Source organism: Arthrobacter sp. 1088, assembly GCF_031455315.1.
GTDB lineage: Bacteria > Actinomycetota > Actinomycetes > Actinomycetales > Micrococcaceae > Arthrobacter.
Window position 1 is genome coordinate 66,191 of sequence record NZ_JAVDSM010000002.1, and the last position, 18,332, is coordinate 84,522.

General features: G+C 62.4%; 13 protein-coding genes. 6 read left to right on the forward strand and 7 right to left on the reverse strand.

Annotated features, from left to right (window positions below):
- Positions 1-67: 67 nt before the first annotated feature.
- From J2Y41_RS03270 to J2Y41_RS03280, 3 genes are read right to left on the reverse strand one after another with little or no spacing between them, the layout of a single operon-like run.
- Positions 68-994, reverse strand: coding sequence for a MaoC/PaaZ C-terminal domain-containing protein (locus J2Y41_RS03270; RefSeq protein ID WP_309926094.1), 927 nt, complete (start codon positions 992-994; stop codon positions 68-70).
- Entirely contained in the window at positions 991-2,331 is a 1,341-nt protein-coding gene (locus tag J2Y41_RS03275; RefSeq protein WP_309926096.1) for a 3-oxoacyl-ACP reductase, read from the reverse strand. Before J2Y41_RS03275 ends, J2Y41_RS03270 begins: the two co-directional genes overlap by 4 nt.
- A 9-nt stretch (positions 2,332-2,340) precedes the next feature.
- A complete protein-coding gene (locus J2Y41_RS03280) occupies positions 2,341-3,747 on the reverse strand; it encodes an acetyl-CoA C-acetyltransferase (RefSeq protein ID WP_309926098.1) in 1,407 nt (468 codons plus the stop codon).
- Between J2Y41_RS03280 and J2Y41_RS03285 the strand changes: the two genes are divergently transcribed.
- Together J2Y41_RS03285 and J2Y41_RS03290 are read left to right on the forward strand one after the other, a co-directional pair.
- Positions 3,746-4,546 carry a TetR/AcrR family transcriptional regulator gene (locus tag J2Y41_RS03285; RefSeq protein ID WP_309926101.1) on the forward strand — a complete coding sequence of 267 codons (801 nt, stop codon included), beginning with the start codon at positions 3,746-3,748 and terminating at the stop codon, positions 4,544-4,546. The two genes, J2Y41_RS03280 and J2Y41_RS03285, sit on opposite strands and share 2 nt — an antisense overlap.
- Before the next feature lie 46 nt (positions 4,547-4,592).
- Positions 4,593-6,716, forward strand: a complete 2,124-nt coding sequence (locus tag J2Y41_RS03290; RefSeq protein WP_309926104.1) for an acyl-CoA dehydrogenase — start codon at positions 4,593-4,595, stop codon at positions 6,714-6,716.
- A 121-nt stretch (positions 6,717-6,837) separates the two neighbouring features.
- Here the strand turns inward: J2Y41_RS03290 and glgA are convergent, their stop codons facing one another.
- The gene (gene glgA / locus J2Y41_RS03295) at positions 6,838-8,034 is read right to left on the reverse strand and encodes a glycogen synthase (RefSeq protein ID WP_309926106.1); all 1,197 of its coding nucleotides are present in this window, start codon (positions 8,032-8,034) and stop codon (positions 6,838-6,840) included.
- Positions 8,035-8,127: 93 nt separating this feature from the next.
- Here glgA and glgC point away from each other — a divergent pair, with 93 nt between their 5' ends.
- Both glgC and J2Y41_RS03305 read left to right on the forward strand, forming a co-directional pair.
- Positions 8,128-9,540 carry a glucose-1-phosphate adenylyltransferase gene (glgC, locus tag J2Y41_RS03300; RefSeq protein WP_309926108.1) on the forward strand — a complete coding sequence of 471 codons (1,413 nt, stop codon included), beginning with the start codon at positions 8,128-8,130 and terminating at the stop codon, positions 9,538-9,540.
- A 75-nt stretch (positions 9,541-9,615) separates the two neighbouring features.
- The gene (locus J2Y41_RS03305) at positions 9,616-11,067 is read left to right on the forward strand and encodes an SDR family NAD(P)-dependent oxidoreductase (protein WP_309926111.1); all 1,452 of its coding nucleotides are present in this window, start codon (positions 9,616-9,618) and stop codon (positions 11,065-11,067) included.
- Positions 11,068-11,142: 75 nt separating this feature from the next.
- Here J2Y41_RS03305 and J2Y41_RS03310 read toward each other — a convergent pair whose 3' ends face one another.
- The 3 genes from J2Y41_RS03310 to J2Y41_RS03320 form a co-directional block, all read right to left on the reverse strand.
- Positions 11,143-11,994, reverse strand: coding sequence for a transglutaminase family protein (locus J2Y41_RS03310; RefSeq protein ID WP_224164385.1), 852 nt, complete (start codon positions 11,992-11,994; stop codon positions 11,143-11,145).
- Positions 11,991-12,917 (reverse strand): alpha-E domain-containing protein, encoded by a 927-nt coding sequence (locus J2Y41_RS03315; protein ID WP_216925742.1) that lies wholly within the window; start codon positions 12,915-12,917, stop codon positions 11,991-11,993. Before J2Y41_RS03315 ends, J2Y41_RS03310 begins: the two co-directional genes overlap by 4 nt.
- A gap of 70 nt (positions 12,918-12,987) precedes the next feature.
- The gene (locus J2Y41_RS03320; protein WP_223946004.1) at positions 12,988-14,544 is read right to left on the reverse strand and encodes a circularly permuted type 2 ATP-grasp protein; all 1,557 of its coding nucleotides are present in this window, start codon (positions 14,542-14,544) and stop codon (positions 12,988-12,990) included.
- A gap of 110 nt (positions 14,545-14,654) precedes the next feature.
- On the opposite strand from J2Y41_RS03320, the gene J2Y41_RS03325 reads away from it, so the two are divergent.
- Together J2Y41_RS03325 and pepN are read left to right on the forward strand one after the other, a co-directional pair.
- Positions 14,655-15,719, forward strand: coding sequence for a putative sulfate exporter family transporter (locus J2Y41_RS03325; protein ID WP_309926117.1), 1,065 nt, complete (start codon positions 14,655-14,657; stop codon positions 15,717-15,719).
- A gap of 4 nt (positions 15,720-15,723) precedes the next feature.
- Positions 15,724-18,327 (forward strand): aminopeptidase N, encoded by a 2,604-nt coding sequence (gene pepN, locus J2Y41_RS03330; RefSeq protein ID WP_309926118.1) that lies wholly within the window; start codon positions 15,724-15,726, stop codon positions 18,325-18,327.
- Positions 18,328-18,332 lie beyond the last annotated feature (5 nt).

Consider the following 18,332-nt stretch of genomic DNA (forward strand, 5'->3'; position numbering starts at 1 on the left):
CAAGACTCTCCTCCTGCGGGCTGTCCGTCTGAAGAGAATATCCCGCCCCCAAGGATTTAAGGAGGGCCTAAGACAAGGGAGCCACGCTGCCCCTGAAGTGACGCCGGCCGCTGCGCGGGTTCCACGCCACGTAGTCCGAATGCTGCCAAGCCCCGGATTCCGCCTGGATGGTGGAGATGTCCAGCGCCACCCGGGCCGGCAGGAATACCGGCGCTTCAAACGTCACGTCCCAGGCGAAGGCATCAGACTTGACCGCTCCGACATCTGCCAACGCCCGGGAGGCAAGGTACATGCCGTGGGCAATGGATCCCCTCAGGCCCAATGCTTTGGCCGATAGGACGCTCAGATGGATGGGATTGAAATCGCCCGACACGGCGGCATAACTGCGTCCGATGTCCAGGTCCAGTTGCCACAGGGCCGTGGGGTCCGGAGGGGAAAAATTGCCATTGTCCCCGGAGCCGCTTGAGTTTCCGGGCTTGTCGATACCAGGCAGGAAGACTCCTTTCGCAAGGTATGTGGATACTCCCCGCCACAGCAGTTCGCCTGAGGAGCTGGAGCGGACTTCGGCGATGACATCCACTTGCGTACCCGCCCGATGACCCGAAAGGTTCTCTGACCAGGACCTGATGTCCAGGGCTTCTGTGAACTGAATGGGAACCTGCTGCTCTACATGGTTCCTGAGGTGGATCATCCCGAGCAACGGCAACGGAAAATCATCCCGGTTCATCACGCTCATGGACACCGGAAAGGCCAGCGCGTGCACGAATCCTGCTGGCAGGATGTCACTGGCGGTCTCCCCCAAAAGGTGCTGGTAGGCGGTCAGGTTGGCGACATCCGCCTGGACTCCCATGACCTCGTGGCTAACGGCCGGCAATGTCGCCTGCCCCGCCGATGACCCCAGGATGCGGCGGCGGGCGGCAGTTGCCGCCGCATTCATGTAGAGCTTGGGCAGCGACGGCAGCTCCCCAAGGATGACCGGCTGCGGTTTGTTCATGCTCCCACCAGTTGCTGTCCACACACGCGAAGGACTTCGCCGGAGATTCCTCCCGCGGCATCGCTCGCAAGGAAAGCGATGGCCTCCGCCACGTCCTGCGGCTGGCCACCCTGCCTGAGGGAATTGGCCCTTCGCGCTGCTTCCCGTATGACGAATGGCATCCGGGCGGTCATCTCTGTCTCAATAAACCCTGGTGCTACAGCGTTGATCGTCCCCCCGAAGGACTCCATGAGCGGCGCTGTTGAGCGCACCATTCCAATCACGCCACCCTTGGACGCGGCATAGTTGGTTTGGCCCCTGTTGCCGGCAATGCCGCTGGTGGATGCCACCGCAACGATGCGCGGCTTTTCCTTGAAGTGCTCCGATGCCATGAGGGCCTCATTGATCCTCAGTTGCGCGGCGATGTTGACGGCGATGACAGACTGCCAGCGGCCCTCATCCATGTTCGCCAGGAGCCGGTCGCGCGTGATGCCGGCATTATGGACTACGATGTCGAGCCTGCCGTGGCGTTCCACTGCGTGGTCGATCATCCGGTGACCGGCGTCGTCACGGGTGATGTCGAGTTGGAGGGCAGTCCCACGGACCTCGTTGGCCACTGCCGCCAAATGATCCCCCGCGGCAGGGACATCCACCAGCACCACCTTTGCCCCGTCACGGTGGAGCGTCCGGGCGATCGCGGCACCGATGCCCCGCGCTGCACCAGTGACGACGGCTACTTTTCCGGCGAGGGGCTTCCCGGCGTCAAAGGGCAGGCTGCCGGAGGAGGAGCTGATCGTGAGGAACTGGCCATCCACATAGGCGGAACGGCCTGAAAGGAAGAACCGGAGGGCTCCCAGGGCTGACGGGCTTGTGGTGGCTAGATCCTCATCGAGGAGAATGCCATTGGCGGTGGCACCGGCGCGCAATTCCTTGGCCAGTGAACGCAGCAGGCCGTCGATGCCCTGCCGGGCCGCCGCCGCAGCGGGCGCTGGTGCCGACTGGGCTGTTCTTGAGAGCGTAATGACGCGTCCGTTGGGCGAGAGGTCCCGTAAGGAAGAGCCAAGTGTCAGCATTGGCTTGCCCAGGTCCTCCGGGTGCTGCACGGCGTCGAGGACAACGATGATGGCCCCGAGCTTTTCCTTCGGCAATGCATGACGGCGAATGTCCAGGCCCCAACCAAGAAGCGTGGTGGCAAGGTCATCTGCGCCCAGGCTGTCGCCGTTTACCAGCACCGGCCCAGCGATAAGCGGTGCGCCTGGCTGGTGTCGGCGGAGTTCAACCGGCTGCGGCAGGCCGAGCCTTTTGGCGACGTCCTTTCCCAGTCCTTTGCTGACGATTTTGGCGTATTTGTCTGTCATCACGCTCCCCTAGGCTGCTTCCAGAATGGCAACAACGCCCTGCCCACCGGCAGCACACACGGAAATCAGGCCACGTGCCGGCCTTCCATCCACAGCTCCTTTTTCATGGAGTATCTTTGCCAGCGAGGCCACGATCCTGCCACCGGTTGCTGCAAATGGGTGCCCGGCAGCAAGTGACGAACCGTTGACGTTGAGCTTGGTGCGGTCCACCTTCCCCAGCGCGCCGTCCAGCCCCAGCCGCGTTCGTCCGAAGTCTTCATCTTCCCAGGCGGCCAGGGTGCTGAGGACGGTCCCGGCGAAGGCCTCATGGATTTCGAAGAAGTCGAAGTCCTCAAGGGTCAGCCCATGGCGGGCGAGGAGGCGCGGTACGGCAAAGACCGGCGCCATCAGAAGTCCGTCCTTGCCGTGGACAAAGTCGACGGCGGCTGCCTCACCGTCCAGGACGGTGGCGAGCTTGGGCAGGCCCCGGCTGTCCGCCCACTCCTCGGTGGCAAGCAAGACCGTTGCGGCACCATCGGTCAGCGGCGTCGAATTGCCGGCGGTCATGGTGGCCTCGGATCCCAGGTTCCTGCCAAAGACAGGCTTCAGTGTGGAGAGCTTCTCCAACGTGGTGTCTGCGCGAAGATTCGAGTCCCGGTTGAGGCCGCGGTACGGAGTAATGAGGTCCTCGAAGAAGCCGCGCTCGTACGCGTCGGCGAGGTTGCGGTGGCTGTTAAAGGCCAGTTCGTCCTGTGCCTCCCGGCTGATCTTCCACTGTGCCGTAGTGAGGGCTTGATGTTCGCCCATGGACAGGCCGGTGCGTGGTTCGCCGGTGTTGGGAGCATCCGGGGCCAGGTCCTTTGGGCGGATGCGCGCCAGGACCTTCAGCTTTTGGACGGAGGTCTTTGCGCGGTTGAGGTCCAGCAGGATTTCCCGCAGCCCCTCGCTGACGGCGATCGGGGCATCGGACGCGGAGTCAACGCCACCGGCGATCGCGGATTCGATCTGGCCCAGCTTGATCTTGTTGGCAAGCCCAAGCACGGTTTCCAGTCCCGTGGCACATGCCTGCTGAAGGTCGTACGCGGGTGTCTCCGGAGATAACGCCGAACCCAGTACAGCCTCACGGGTGAGGTTGAAGTCGCGGGAATGCTTCAGCACGGCTCCGGCCGCTACTTCACCGATCCGTTCATCCTGCAACCCGAAGCGCGCGATCAGTCCATCCAGCGCAGCAGTAAGCATGTCCTGGTTGGAGGACTTCACATAAGCGCCGCCTGTGCGGGCAAACGGGATGCGGTTTCCCCCAACGATCACGGCAGAACGCGTGCCTTGTATGCCCTTGCCCTGCTCTGCGCTTGCGAAGCCGTCTGTACCTGTTCCCGCGGTACCAGTCCCGGCAGTGCCTGTGTTCGTGCCCGCGGGTGCGTCTGCTGCAGCCATGCTTGACTCCTTCGATCAATACCAGTTACTGATACCCAGCGTACCTGATACGCTGGGTATCGTGAACCGTCGCCGTACAGATTTTCCGAACGCACCTGCCCCTTCCCAAGCTGGTGCTGTTGATGCCGCCACGGAGTCCGGCAACGCCAACCCGGACCCTGCGGTAGATGGGCGTGCCGCCAGATGGCAGAGCCATCGCGAGGAGCGTCGGCGCGAGCTCATCAAGGCAGCACGCAGGGCCGTGCATGCCTTGGGCAGCGAGGCGTCCATGGAAGACATCGCCGGTGCCGCGGGCACGTCAAAGTCGGTGTACTACCGCTATTTCGGCGATAAGGCAGGCCTTCAACAGGCCATGGGTGAAGTGGTTCTGGGGCAAATGCAACGCCGCATGAAAGAAGCGGCCCAATCGGCGCAGACACCACGCGAAGGCCTCTACGCCATGGTTTCGGCCTACCTGCAAATGGCGGAATCCAGCCCCAACGTTTATGCGTTCATCACCCGGTTGACGCCCGGGGAAGCTTCCTCGCAGGATGCCATTGCCGCGTCGGGCGCGCTGGGAAACTTCTTCGAACAGATCACCGACATGATCGCCACGCCCATGCGGCAGTACCTCGGTGCAGAGAAAGAGGCTTTGATCGAGTACTGGCCAACTGCAGCCATCGGCCTCGTTCGGAATGCCGGTGAAATGTGGCTGGGAAGCCCTGCCTCCGACAGTAAACCGAACCAGGCCACCATGGCCGGGCACATCACGGACTGGCTATGCCTGGGCATCGCTCCTGAACTCAAAGCAGCCAACTGACATGAGCAATGATCCATCAGTTGTAAGAACCAAAGAAGGAATCAACATGACTGAAGTAGTGGACCGGGCGCTATCAGCCCATCAACCATCCGGCCGCGAGGATGCGGCCATGCACACCAGCGGCTCCAGCCAGCAGGGTGGGGACCCGGTGGTGGATGTCGCGGCACTGGGTGAACAGCTCTTGGGCAAGTGGGCCCACATCCGGCGCCAGGCCCGTCAAATAGCAGGTCATCCTGACGTCCGGAAAATTGAAGGCCTCCATCACACCGAACACCGGTCCCGCGTGTTTGAACAGTTGAAGTTCCTGGTGGATAACAATGCTGTGCACCGGGCGTTTCCTACCCGCCTGGGTGGCTCCGATGACCACGGCGGCAACATTGCCGGGTTCGAAGAACTCGTCACGGCCGATCCCTCCCTCCAGATCAAGGCTGGTGTTCAATGGGGCCTCTTTGGCTCTGCCGTCATGCACCTTGGTACCCCGGAGCACCACGACAAATGGCTCCCCGGCATCATGAGCCTGGCCATTCCGGGCTGTTTCGCGATGACGGAGACGGGCCACGGCTCCGACGTCGCAAGCATCGCCACGACGGCCACCTATGACGAAGCGAACCAGGAGTTCGTCATCAACACCCCCTTCCGGGCAGCCTGGAAGGACTACATCGGCAACGCAGCAAACGATGGCCTTGCCGCCGTCGTGTTTGCGCAGCTGGTAACCAAAAACGTTAACCACGGCGTCCACGCCTTCTATGTAGAGCTTCGCGACCCCACCACCAAAGAATTTCTGCCAGGCATCGGCGGGGAGGATGACGGCATCAAGGGTGGCCTGAACGGCATCGACAACGGCAGGCTCCATTTCACCGATGTCCGTATCCCCCGCACCAACCTCCTGAACCGCTACGGCGACGTAGCTGTGGATGGCACGTATTCATCAACCATCGAGAGCCCGGGCCGCCGCTTCTTCACGATGCTCGGAACCCTGGTCCAGGGCCGGGTCTCTTTGGACGGGGCAGCCGTGGCGGCCAGCAAGGTGGCACTCAAAACAGCCATCCAGTACGCCACCGAGCGCCGTCAGTTCAACGCTTCCTCCCCCACCGACGAGGAAGTCCTGCTGGACTATCAGCGTCACCAGCGGCGCCTGTTCACACGGCTTGCAACGACCTACGCCGCGGGTTTTGCCCACGAGCAACTCCTGCAAAAGTTCGACGACGTCTTCTCCGGTGCCCATGACACCGACGCCGACCGCCAGGATCTGGAAACCTTGGCGGCCGCGCTGAAGCCCCTCAGCACCTGGCATGCTCTGGATACCCTGCAGGAATGCCGCGAAGCCTGTGGTGGCGCGGGCTTCCTGATCGAGAACCGCTTTGCCTCGCTGCGCGCGGACCTTGACGTTTACGTGACTTTTGAAGGCGACAACACAGTACTGCTGCAGTTGGTGGCCAAGCGGCTTCTGGCTGACTACGCCAAGGAATTCCGCAGTGCCGACTTCGGCGTGCTTGCGCGCTATGTCGTGGACCAGGCCGCAGGTGTCGCCTTGCACAGGACGGGCCTGCGCCAAGTTGCCCAGTTCGTAGCTGACACGGGCTCGGTGCAGAAAGCAGCACTGGCTTTGCGCGACGAGGAAGGCCAGCGGACCCTGCTGACCGACCGCGTGCAGTCCATGGTGGCCGAAGTAGGTGCTGCGCTGAAGGGTGCCAATAAGCTGCCGCAGCACCAGGCGGCAGCCCTGTTCAATCAGCACCAGCATGAACTCATCGAAGCCGCTCAAGCCCATGCCGAGCTCCTCCAGTGGGAAGCCTTCACGGAGGCGTTGGCGGAGGTTTCCGATGAGGGAACCAAGCGGGTCCTCACCTGGCTGAGGGATCTGTTCGGGCTTTCGCTCATCGAGAAGCACTTGTCGTGGTATCTCATGAACGGCCGGCTGTCGATGCAACGCGGCCGGACCGTAGGGACGTACATCAACCGGCTGCTGGTCAAGATCCGCCCCCATGCGCTGGACCTCGTGGACGCCTTTGGGTACGGACCCGAGCACTTGCGCGCGTCAATCGCGACCGGCGCCGAAGCACGCCGCCAGGATGAGGCCAGCACCCACTTCCGTAAGCAGCGCGCCAGCGGCTCCGCGCCGGCCGACGAGAAGTCGTTACTGGCCCTGAAAGGGTCAAAGTCCCGGTAGCAGGATGTGATTTCCGAACGGTGAACTTTTTTGGAAGTTTCGCCAAAGCGCGACGGCGCCGTCCCCACTCAAGGGGGCGGCGCCGTCGTCGTTTTGCCTGCTTTCCAGGACGGCCAGCTGCTCAGCCAAGCACTGACCGGTAGACCTCAAGCGTGGTTTCGGTGATGGACTCCCACGAGAAATGCTCTTCGGCGCGTCGCCGGCCAGCAATGCCCATCTTGCGGGCGCGCGCTGGATCCGCAACTACATCGTTCAGGGCTGCAGCGAAATCGGCCACGAATTTTTCAGGATCAAGCGGTGTTCCCGTGCCGTCAGTGACCTGCTCCAAGGGAACCAGGAGGCCGGTCTCGCCGTGCTGGACAACCTCTGGAATGCCGCCCGTAGCACTTGCCACCACTGCGGCGCCGCAAGCCATGGCTTCAAGGTTCACGATGCCCAGCGGTTCGTAAATGGAGGGGCAGGCGAATGCTGTTGCATGGCTCAGGACCTGGATGAGTTCCCGGCGTGGCAGCATCCGCTCAATGAGGATCACGCCCTCACGCTTGCTTTGGAGCTCCTCAATGAGGCGCGCTGTCTCAGCTGCCAATTCGGGAGTGTCAGCTGCACCAAGGCAGAGGACCAGTTGAACATCGGCGGGAAGGCTGGAAGCGGCGCGCAACAGGTAGGGGACCCCCTTTTGGCGCGTGTTCCGGCCAACGAACACCACACTTGGCTTGGCGGGATCCATGCCCAACGCGCGGATGGCGTCGTCCTCTTCGTCCCGTTCCCACAGGGAAACGTCGATCCCGTTATGTACCACCCGGACTTTGTTGGGATCAACGTCAGGGTAGCTGCGCAGGATGTCCTGCCGCATTCCATCGGATACGGCGATGATCGCCGCGGCAGCTTCGTAGGCTGTCTTCTCCACCCATGAGGACAACGCGTAGCCACCGCCGAGCTGTTCGGCCTTCCACGGACGCAACGGTTCCAGGCTGTGGGCGCTCAGTACATGGGGAATGCCATGCAAGAGCGAAGCGAGGTGTCCTGCCATGTTCGCGTACCAGGTGTGCGAGTGGACGAGATCCGCTCCCGCAATATCCGGAACGATCCGAAGATCCACGCCCAGCGTCTGGAGGGCAGCATTGGCGTCGCCGAGGTCCTGGGGTGTGGCGTAGGAGTCCACGGTGGCCCCGTGGTAGTCGGCCTCACGCGGGGCGCCAAACGCCCGGACATGAAGATCCACGTGCTTCGCCAGCACACGGCTGAGCTCGGCAACGTGGACACCGGCACCGCCATAAATTTCCGGAGGGAATTCTTTAGTCACAATGTCTATTCGCACGTTACCCAACGTAGTCGTTCCGGCTTATGTGTTCTAGTGTGAAAGGGTCCGGAAAATCGGACTTTTGGGGGCTACGAAGACGTACGGGGAGCTATGACCATGGCGTTGAAGAAAGTATTGGCAATCGTGTTGGCTGGCGGCGAAGGCAATCGCCTCATGCCTTTGACGGCGGACAGGGCGAAGCCAGCGGTTCCGTTTGCGGGAGGCTACAGGCTTATTGACTTTGCACTATCGAATCTGGTCAATTCGGGATATTTGAAAATCGTGGTTCTGACGCAGTACAAATCGCACAGCCTTGACCGCCATATCTCCGAGACCTGGCGCATGTCCACACAGTTGGGCCGCTACGTAGCTTCCGTACCCGCGCAACAGCGCGTCGGCAAGAGCTGGTTCCTTGGCAGCGCCAACGCCATCTACCAGTCCCTGAACCTTATTCACGATGACGCTCCGGACATTGTGGTTGTGGTCGGCGCAGACCACGTCTACCGCATGGACTTCTCACAAATGGTGGAACAGCACATTGCCAGCGGCGCGAAGGCTACCGTAGCAGCCGTGCGGCAGCCGCTGAACATGGCCAACCAATTCGGTGTGATTGAAGTTGACCAGAACGATCCCCAGAAGATCGCGGCATTCGTGGAGAAGCCGGCCAGCACGCCCGGGCTTGCGGCCGATCCCACCCAGTTCCTCGCCTCCATGGGCAACTACGTCTTCAACGCCGACGCCCTCGTTGAAGCGCTTCACGTTGACGCCGAGCGACTGGATACAAAACACGACATGGGCGGGGACATCATTCCCTACTTCGTGGACAAGGGTGAGGCCGGGGTCTATGACTTCACACTGAATGACATCCCTGGTGCCACCGAACGTGACCGTACGTACTGGCGGGACGTTGGCACCATCGACTCCTTCTACGACGCCCACGTTGACCTCATCTCCCCCGTTCCCATCTTCAACCTCTACAACTCCGAATGGCCCATCTACACCCGCCAGAGCATCTCGCCTCCCGCCAAGTTCGTCCGCGGCGGCAACAGCACGGTGGGTACCGCCCTGGACTCCATCGTGGCCAGTGGTGTGGTCATCTCAGGCGGCATCGTTGAAGGTTCCGTGCTCTCCAACGACGTCTTCGTGGAGGCTGGCAGCCGTGTCCAGGACTCAGTACTGATGGATAAGGTCCGCGTCGGCGAAGGTGCAGTGATCAAGAGGGCCATCCTGGACAAGAACGTCAAGGTCCCTGCCGGCGCCGCGATCGGACTGGACCCGGCGTTGGACAAGGCCCGTGGCTACAAGGTCACCGAATCCGGGATCACCGTCCTTGCCAAGGGACAGCTTGTTCCTGAACCCGGCGAAGAGGAGCTCGCGTTGTCCGCGGAGTACCGGCGGAGCCTGCCGGAAGCCGTTAAGGCTGCCACGCAGGATGACCCCGATATCCGGGATTCTGCGGAAAAGGTAGCTGCCGGCATCCAGTCCCGGGTAGCGGACACAGCATCACAGGGCGCAGGCCGCTAGGCTTCCGTCCATCACCGGCTGTGCTGGTAGAACCCGAGGCAGGCCCCAGGCTCCCAAGGCTGTAAAATCAGGTCAATGAGCTCCACCGATCTGACGCCTGAAGAGATCCAGGCCTGCCTCAAGGTTCTGACCACAATCCACGTCTATGACGAGGAGCACCCGGACTACGTCGCGGTCCGTCGTGCAACGGGCAAGATGTTCAAAGCAGTCAAGCGGCACCGCCGCGTCACCAAGCGGGACCTGATTGCGGAAGCGGACCGTGCAGTCATTGCCCTCACTGCAACGGCTGCGCCGGACCGCATCGATGATGAAACCCGCGGTAACAAGCTTGCTCCTTCAGCCACCGGCGAGGTCGCGGGCCATCTGATCCGCTCACGTCCCTGCTACATCTGCAAGCAGCACTACACGCAGGTGGATGCGTTCTACCACCAGCTATGCCCCGAGTGCGCTGCCTTCAGCCACAGTAAACGCGATGCCCACACGGACCTGACCGGCCGCAATGCCCTGTTGACCGGTGGCCGCGCCAAGATCGGTATGTACATTGCGCTCCGGCTGCTCAGGGATGGCGCCCACACCACCATCACAACACGCTTCCCCAAAGACGCGGCACGTCGGTTTGCCGCCATGGAAGACAGCGCGGATTGGCTGCACCGCCTGAGGATCGTTGGCATCGACCTCCGTGATCCCGCCCAGGTGATGGCCCTGACGGACTCCCTGAACAAGGCCGGCCCGCTGGACATCATCATCAACAATGCCGCGCAAACCGTGCGACGCTCCGGCAACGCCTACAAACCCTTGGTTGACGCCGAGGACGAGCCCTTGCCGGCCGCATTGGACGCTGCCAACGGAGGCCCCGAACTGGTCACGTTCGGCCACGCCCATGACAAGCATCCACTGGCACTGGCCAGCAGCGTCACCGAACATCCTGTCCTTGCCGGAGACGCCATCACTTCCCTGGCGCTTTCTACTGGTTCGGCGTCTTTGGCCCGGATCGAATCCGGAACGGCTATCGACGCCGGTGGGCTGGTCCCCGACCTCGCCACCATCAACAGCTGGACGCAGGTAGTGGACGAAGTGGATCCGCTCGAAATGCTCGAAGTGCAGCTATGCAACGTCACGGCTCCGTTCCTGCTGGTCAGCCGCCTGCGCGATGCCATGAAACGCTCAACGGCACGCCGAAAGTACATCGTGAACGTTTCGGCCATGGAAGGGCAGTTCTCCCGTGCCTACAAGGGTCCGGGACATCCTCACACCAACATGGCCAAAGCCGCCCTGAACATGATGACGCGCACCAGCGCCCAGGAGATGTTGGATTCCGATGGCATCCTCATGACCGCCGTGGACACCGGTTGGATCACGGATGAACGCCCGCATTACACCAAGGTGCGGCTCATGGAAGAAGGATTCCACGCGCCCTTGGACCTGGTGGACGGTGCTGCCCGCGTGTACGACCCCATCGTGATGGGCGAGAACGGCGAGGACCAGTACGGGGTATTCCTCAAGGACTACAAGCCCTCCCCCTGGTAAATCCAAAGTCGTCGAGTGTGCTTACAGATATGGCCCCCAAGTCCTTCCTGGGGGCCATATCTGTACACTGACTACTTACGCGAGGCGGGTGATCTCCACGGAAACGGATAGCCCCGAACCTCCGCCACCGGAAAGAATGCCTTTCAGCGGCGGAACATCCCGGTAGTCCCGGCCCCTCGCCACGGTCACGTGGTAGTCACCGGCAGGCTTATGGTTGGTGGGATCCCAGCTGCGCCATTCGCCGTCCCACCACTCCAGCCATGCGTGGGACTGCCCGGCAACCGTTTCGCCGATGTCAGCGGAGGACCGCGGATGGATGTAGCCCGAAACGTAGCGCGCTGGAATGCCGCGGCTACGCAAGGCGCCAATGGCCAAATGCGCAAGGTCCTGGCACACACCCTGGCGTTGCGTCCACGCCTGTTCGGCATTCGTCGTTACACCTGTGGTGCCCTTCATGTACGTCATCTCGCCGGCCATCCACGAAAAGATGGCCAACGCCGCCTCATGGGGGTTCTTGCCGTCCACCACGCCTGGAATGATGCCGAGGACTTCCTCACCCGGGCCGCTCAACCGGGACTGGGGCAGCCAATCGCTGAATTCGTCCTGGATCTTTTCCGAGGCGATGACGTCCCAGCCCACGATGTCGTCCTCGGATGCCACACGTTCGGTCCGGTGCACTTCCACTGTGGCCGTGGCAAGGACCTCAAGGCTCTCGTGGGGCATCTGCATATCGAAGGCAGTGACGCGCGTGCCCCAGTAGTCGCGGTAGGTGCTGACCGAGGCCTGATTGGGTGAAACCTTCAGCGAGGATTCCAGGACCACCTGCTGGCCGTCGGTCAATGGAGTCATCCGCGCCTCGTTGTAGGACAACGTCACGCGTCGGTTGTATTTGTAGGCCGTCTTGTGGACGATGCTAAGCCGGGTCATGAAACTTCTCCCACCCAGGCGTGCTCATCAGCCTGATTGAAGTACTTACGGGAAATCGCGTCCGAAGCCTGGGTTACAGCCTTCTGCACACGTTCCATATGCTCCGGCAATTCGGACATCAGGTCATCCGTCCTGTGGAACTCAAGGAACGTTCTGGCCTGCCCAACAATCCGACGGGCATCGTTGATGAAGCCAACCCGCTGTGCTGAAGGATCCAGCTTTGCCAGGCACTCGTCCGCGTCGCGCAGGGCATAGACGATCGAGCGGGGGAACAACCGGTCCAGAAGCAGGAACTCGGCCGCGTGCTGGTCGCCAAATGCGGCCCTACGGGTCCGGATGAAGGACTCGTACGCGCCAGCACACCGCAGCATGTTCACCCAGGACATTCCCGCGGACTGCACATCCCGCGTGGACAACATGCGTGCTGTCATGTCCGCACGTTCAAGCGAACGCCCGAGAACCATGAACAGCCAGCTCTCATCATGGCTGACGGTGGTATCCGCCAGTCCGCGCACCATGGCGGTCCTCTCAAGGACCCAATTGCAGAAACGGTAGGTTCCCACGACGTCCTTGCGATGCTGGCTCAGGCCGTAATAGGTGGTGTTGAGGCTTTCCCAGAGTGACTGCGAGACGGTCTCCCGGGCCCTGCGGGCGTTCTCGCGGGCGGCGCCAAGCGAGCCGGCAATGGAGGACGCGCTCTGCTTGTCATAGGCAAGTGCATGCAGCAGCTCGGGCAGGCCGAAGTCTTCGCTTTGAGGTTTCGCACCCATGACGGCGAGGAGTTCGCGGGCCACACTGCGTTGCTCTTCAAGGGGCAGGTGGTTCAAGCGCTCCAGGTGTACGTCCAGGATCCTGGCAGTGCCGTCGGCGCGCTCTACATAGCGTCCGATCCAGAAAAGTGACTCGGCAATACGGCTCAGCATGAAACTGCGCCTCCTTCGCGTGGTGCTTGTCGAAGTTCAGGGGTCAATTCAGCGGTGGTCCCGATCCGGTTCACTGCTGCTGCTCCGTCTGGCGGTCCCGCCAATTGCTTTCCACGGGCCACACGGAAACCTGCTCGCGGACCGTCACGGACTGGCGCGGAATGATCTCGGCAGGCATTTGTGGCGAATTGGCCAAGACCCAGGTGTCCTTGGAACCGCCGCCCTGGCTGGAATTCACAATCAGGGAACCTTCCTTGAGTGCCACCCGGGTCAGGCCGCCGGGAAGGACCCAGACGTCGTCGCCGTCGTTGACTGCAAAGGGGCGGAGGTCCACGTGCCGCGGGCCGAATTTGTCTCCGGAGAGCGTGGGCACCGTGGAGAGTTGTAGGACGGGCTGTGCGATCCAGCCACGCGGATCTGCAATCACGCGCTTCCGCAAAGCGTCAAGCTCGTCCTTGGAAGCATCCGGGCCGATGACCAGGCCCTTGCCGCCTGAACCATCGACGGGCTTGACCACCAGTTCCTCCAAGCGGTCCAGAACATGTTCCCTGGCTTCCTTTTCCTCGAGCCGGAAAGTGTCGACGTTGGCAATGATCGGCTCTTCGTGAAGGTAGTACCGGATCAGGTCAGGCACGTAACTGTACACGAGCTTGTCGTCGGCTACGCCGTTGCCCACCGCGTTGGCGATGGTTACGCCTCCAGCACGGGCGGCGTTGACCAGGCCAGGGCAACCGAGCATGGAATCGGAACGGAACTGCAGGGGATCCAGGAAGTCGTCGTCGATGCGCTTGTAAATGACATCCACGCGCTGTTCGCCGGCTGTGGTCCGCATATACACACGGTTACCGCGGCAGATCAGGTCCCGGCCTTCCACCAATTCCACGCCCATGAGTCCGGCAAGGAGGGTGTGTTCAAAATATGCGCTGTTGAAGACGCCCGGTGTCAGGACCACAACCGTGGGATCGTCGACGCCGGCCGGTGCGGTCTTGCGCAGCGCTGAGAGGAGCCTGCGGGGGTACTCTTCCACCGGCCGAATGTGCTGCTGGCCGAATGCCTCGGGCAGGCCCTTGGCCATGGCGCGGCGGTTCTCCAGTACATAGCTCACGCCGGAGGGCACGCGGACATTGTCCTCGAGGACACGGAAGGTGCCTTCCGCATCACGAACGACGTCGATGCCGGAGACGTGGACTCGGACGCCGCCGGAGGGTTCGAAGCCGTGAACGGCTCGGTGGAAATGGGCGCTTGTGGTGACAAGTTGCCGGGGAATGACGCCGTCAGCCACCACGGCCATCCGGCCGTATACATCGTTGAGGAACGCTTCAAGGGCTTTGACCCGCTGTGCCACGCCGCGCTCAAGGACATCCCATTCGTCAGCGGGGATAACCCGCGGGACGATGTCCAGCGGGAACGGCCGCTCCTCCCCCGCGTAGTCGAACGTCACGCCGCGGTCCAGGAACGTGCGTGCCATGGAGTCGGCGCGGGCGGTGACATCGGCCAGGGAAAGCTCGCGCAGTGCACCGGCAACCTGACCGTAGGATTTTCTGGCGACGTGGCCGGGGGCGAACATCTCGTCGTAGGCGCCGCTGCGCGCAGCGGCCTCGGAATAATCCTGAAATAGGTCAGACATGGGAATTAGACAATCACCTTTTTGAGTCAAGCGCATTTCGCACTGATTGTGTCGCGGTTTCCGGAGGCTCCCGGTTCGCCTTTCGGTGCCCCATCCGGCAGGGTTGAGGCATGCCCTTGAACAGTCTTGCGCCCCACCTGTCCCGGCTGGGGCCGGGGCTGGTCCTGAGTATTGCCGCGACGGGGGTTGCCTTCACCGTCCACGCGGTGTTTCCGGCATTGGGGGTTATTCCCGTCATGACGCTCGCTGTCGCACTGGGCCTGCTCTCTGCAAATATACCGGGCACTGCTGTCTGGGCGGCGGGGCGCGCCCGGCCGGGCCTGGACTTCGCCGGGAAGCACCTGATGCGTGCAGGGATCGTCCTGCTTGGACTCAAGGTCAGCATGGGCGATGTCCTCGGGTTGGGGTGGTTGTCACTGCTTCTGATTGCAGCCGTGGTGTTGCTGAGTTTCGCGGGGACCTATGGACTCGCCAAGATGCTCCGCCTTCCTGACGAGGCGGCACTCCTGATCGCCACCGGGTTCTCCATATGCGGTGCGTCGGCCATCGGTGCCATGGCAGCGGTAAGGCGGGTCAAGCACCAGGACACCGTACTTCCGGTGGCGCTGGTGACCTTGTGTGGCACCCTGGCGATTGGGGTGCTCCCCCTGCTCATGCACCCCTTGGGTTTGAACCCGGAACAATTCGGAGCGTGGACCGGTGCGTCCGTGCATGATGTCGGCCAAGTGGTTGCCACGGCCCAGACTGCGGGGACAGCGGCGCTGGCTGTCGCCGTCGTCGTCAAATTGACGCGCGTGGTCCTCTTGGCGCCGATCGCCGCGGCAGCAGGGCTGCACCAGCGGGTGATGCACGTACGGCGGCGGGCGAACACTGAATCAGGCCAAGCCGGAACGCACGACGGCGATGGCCGGTTTCCGCCGATTGTCCCTCTTTTTGTCCTCGGCTTCATCGCGATGGTGGGCGTTCGCACCTTGGGTTGGGCGCCCCCGGCAGTTCTGGAAGCCGCCGCCGGTGTGCAGGACATCCTGCTCGCGACCGCCCTGTTTGGGCTCGGTTCCGCGGTGCGTGTACGCACCCTCGTTAATACCGGGGGGCGTGCCGTTGCTGTGGCGCTGGGATCGTGTCTGCTGATCGCAACGCTGGGCCTGGGCGCCGTATGGATCATGATTAGATAGCTGTGTGTCGAATCACAATCTCTCGCGCGACGAAGCCGCAACACGTTCAGCCCTGATCACCACCCATAGCTACGACGTCACCCTCGATGTCCGCGACGCGGCAGATCCCGCAACCGCCGGCTACCCGAGCACCAGCACCATCAGGTTTTCTGCCAATCCCGGCTCAGCTACTTTCCTGGATTTCATCAGCGGCGGAGTGAAGTCCGTGATGCTGAACGGCAAGGCCCTGGACGTTGACCGGGTGGTGGACCGGGACAGGATCATCCTGGAGGATCTGGCCGCCGAAAACACGGTCACCGTGACAGGAACCGCGCTCTACAGCCGCTCCGGAGAGGGCATGCACCGTTTCGTCGACCCCGCCGATGGCCAGTGCTATCTCTACACCCAGTACGAACCGGCCGACAGCCGCCGCGTCTTCGCCAACTTTGAGCAGCCCGACCTCAAAGCCGAATTCATTTTCCACGTGATAGCTCCGGCAGGCTGGGAAGTTGCCTCCAATGGCGTAGAGACCGCCCGAACGCCCCTGGCGGATGATGCCGCAGCCTGGAACTGGGATTTTGCCACCACCAAGCGGATGTCCACCTACATCACCACAATCCTTGCCGGGCCCTACTTCAAGGCCACTGACCATTGGGGAGCAACGCTCGACGACGGCAGCCGCCTTGACGTCCCACTGGCCCTCTACTGCCGGGCGTCTTTGGCGGAGTCGTTCGATGCCGATGAACTCTTCCGGCTGACCAAGAACGGGCTGGCGTTCTTCAACGAACTTTTCGACTACCCCTATCCTTGGGGCAAATACGATCAGGCGTTCGTGCCCGAGTACAACCTCGGCGCCATGGAAAACCCGGGGCTGGTGACGTTCACCGAGAAGTACGTCTACGCTTCCCGGGCAACAGACGCCCAGTACCAGGCGCGCGCCAACACACTGATGCACGAGATGGCCCACATGTGGTTCGGTGACCTCGTCACCATGACCTGGTGGGACGACCTCTGGCTGAAGGAGTCCTTTGCCGACTACATGGGGACACTTGGCGTGGACCGGGCCACTGACTGGGATACGGCATGGGTGAACTTCGCCAGCAAACGCAAAGCCTGGGCCTATGTACAGGACCAGCTGCCTACCACACACCCCATCGTTGCCGACATTCCGGACCTCGAAGCGGCCAAGCAGAACTTTGATGGAATCACGTATGCCAAAGGGGCCTCTGTTCTGAAGCAGCTGGTGTCCTACGTAGGCTTTGACGACTTTATCGCCGGGTCCCGCCAGTATTTCCGGGACCACGGGTTCGGCAACACCTCGCTAGAGGACCTTCTGCAAGCGCTCACCGTCGCGTCGGGAAGGGACCTTGCCGGCTGGGCGCGCCAGTGGCTGCAGACATCAGGCATTTCCACCATCACGGCAGACATTGTGGATGACAACGGGATCATGGGCGCCGTGACGCTCCAACAGGATGCGACCGACCCCCTGACGGGCAAGCAGGAGTTGCGGCCCCACCGACTCCGGCTGGGCCTGTACGACCCCGATTCCTCCGGCCACCTCGTCCGGAGCGAGAGCATCGAGCTGGACGTCTCCGGCCCGAGCACGTTGGTGGCCGAACTTGCAGGAAAGCCCCGGCCCGCCCTGTTGCTGGTCAACGATGAGGACCTCAGCTACGCGAAGGTGCGTCTGGACGCCCTTTCGGAGCACACAGTCCGGAGTTCCCTGGGCACCATCCAGGACCCCATGGCACGTGCGCTGTGCTGGACCGCACTGTGGGATTCGGCTCGCGACGGCGCAACCCCAGCGGTACGGTACGTTGCCGCCGTCGAACAGTTCGCACCCACCGAAACCGGCATCGGCGTCCTCCTGAACGTGCTGGGCAATGCAGCCACGGCTATCGAACGTTATGTCCCCGCGGTCATGCGGGAAGGCGTGCGTAAGGACTTTCTGGCGGTCGCCGCGGCCCAATTGCAATCCGCAGCCCCTGGATCCGACCACCAGCTTGCCTGGGCCAGAACCCTGGCCGATGTTTCCAGGCACGGCGACAGCGAACTTCCCCTGCTGCGGGCCATCCTGGAAGGCGCCACGGTCATTGACGGCCTGGCCGTCGACGCTGAACTGCGCTGGAGTTTCTGGCAGGCCCTCGCCGCCCACGGACAAGCCATGCAGCGCGAGCTGGATGCTGAACTTGAGGCCGACAAGACGGCCTCCGGCCGGGAAGGCCATGCAGTAGCCTCCTCGGCCCGTCCTGACGTCTCCATAAAGGCGGCAGCGTGGGACGCAGCCGTCAACACTACCGGGCTATCCAACGAGATCCTCAGTGCAACAATTACGGGTTTCACCATTGCCCCCAGAGAGCTCCTGCAGCCATACATTGAGCCCTACTTCGAATGCCTGGAACGTGTCTGGGCTGAGCGCAGTATCGAAATTGCAGGCAGGATCGTCAGGGGTCTCTACCCCGGCGCCCAGGATTTGTCGGCCGGAATGGAGCCGGTCGCCCATCCAGTGCTGGTGACGACCGACCGGTGGCTGCATGAACATAGCGACGCACCCCGTGCTTTGCGCCGCATCATCATCGAACAGCGTAGCCACCTGCTGCGGGCGCTGACTGCACAGGCAGCCGGGTAAGGAAC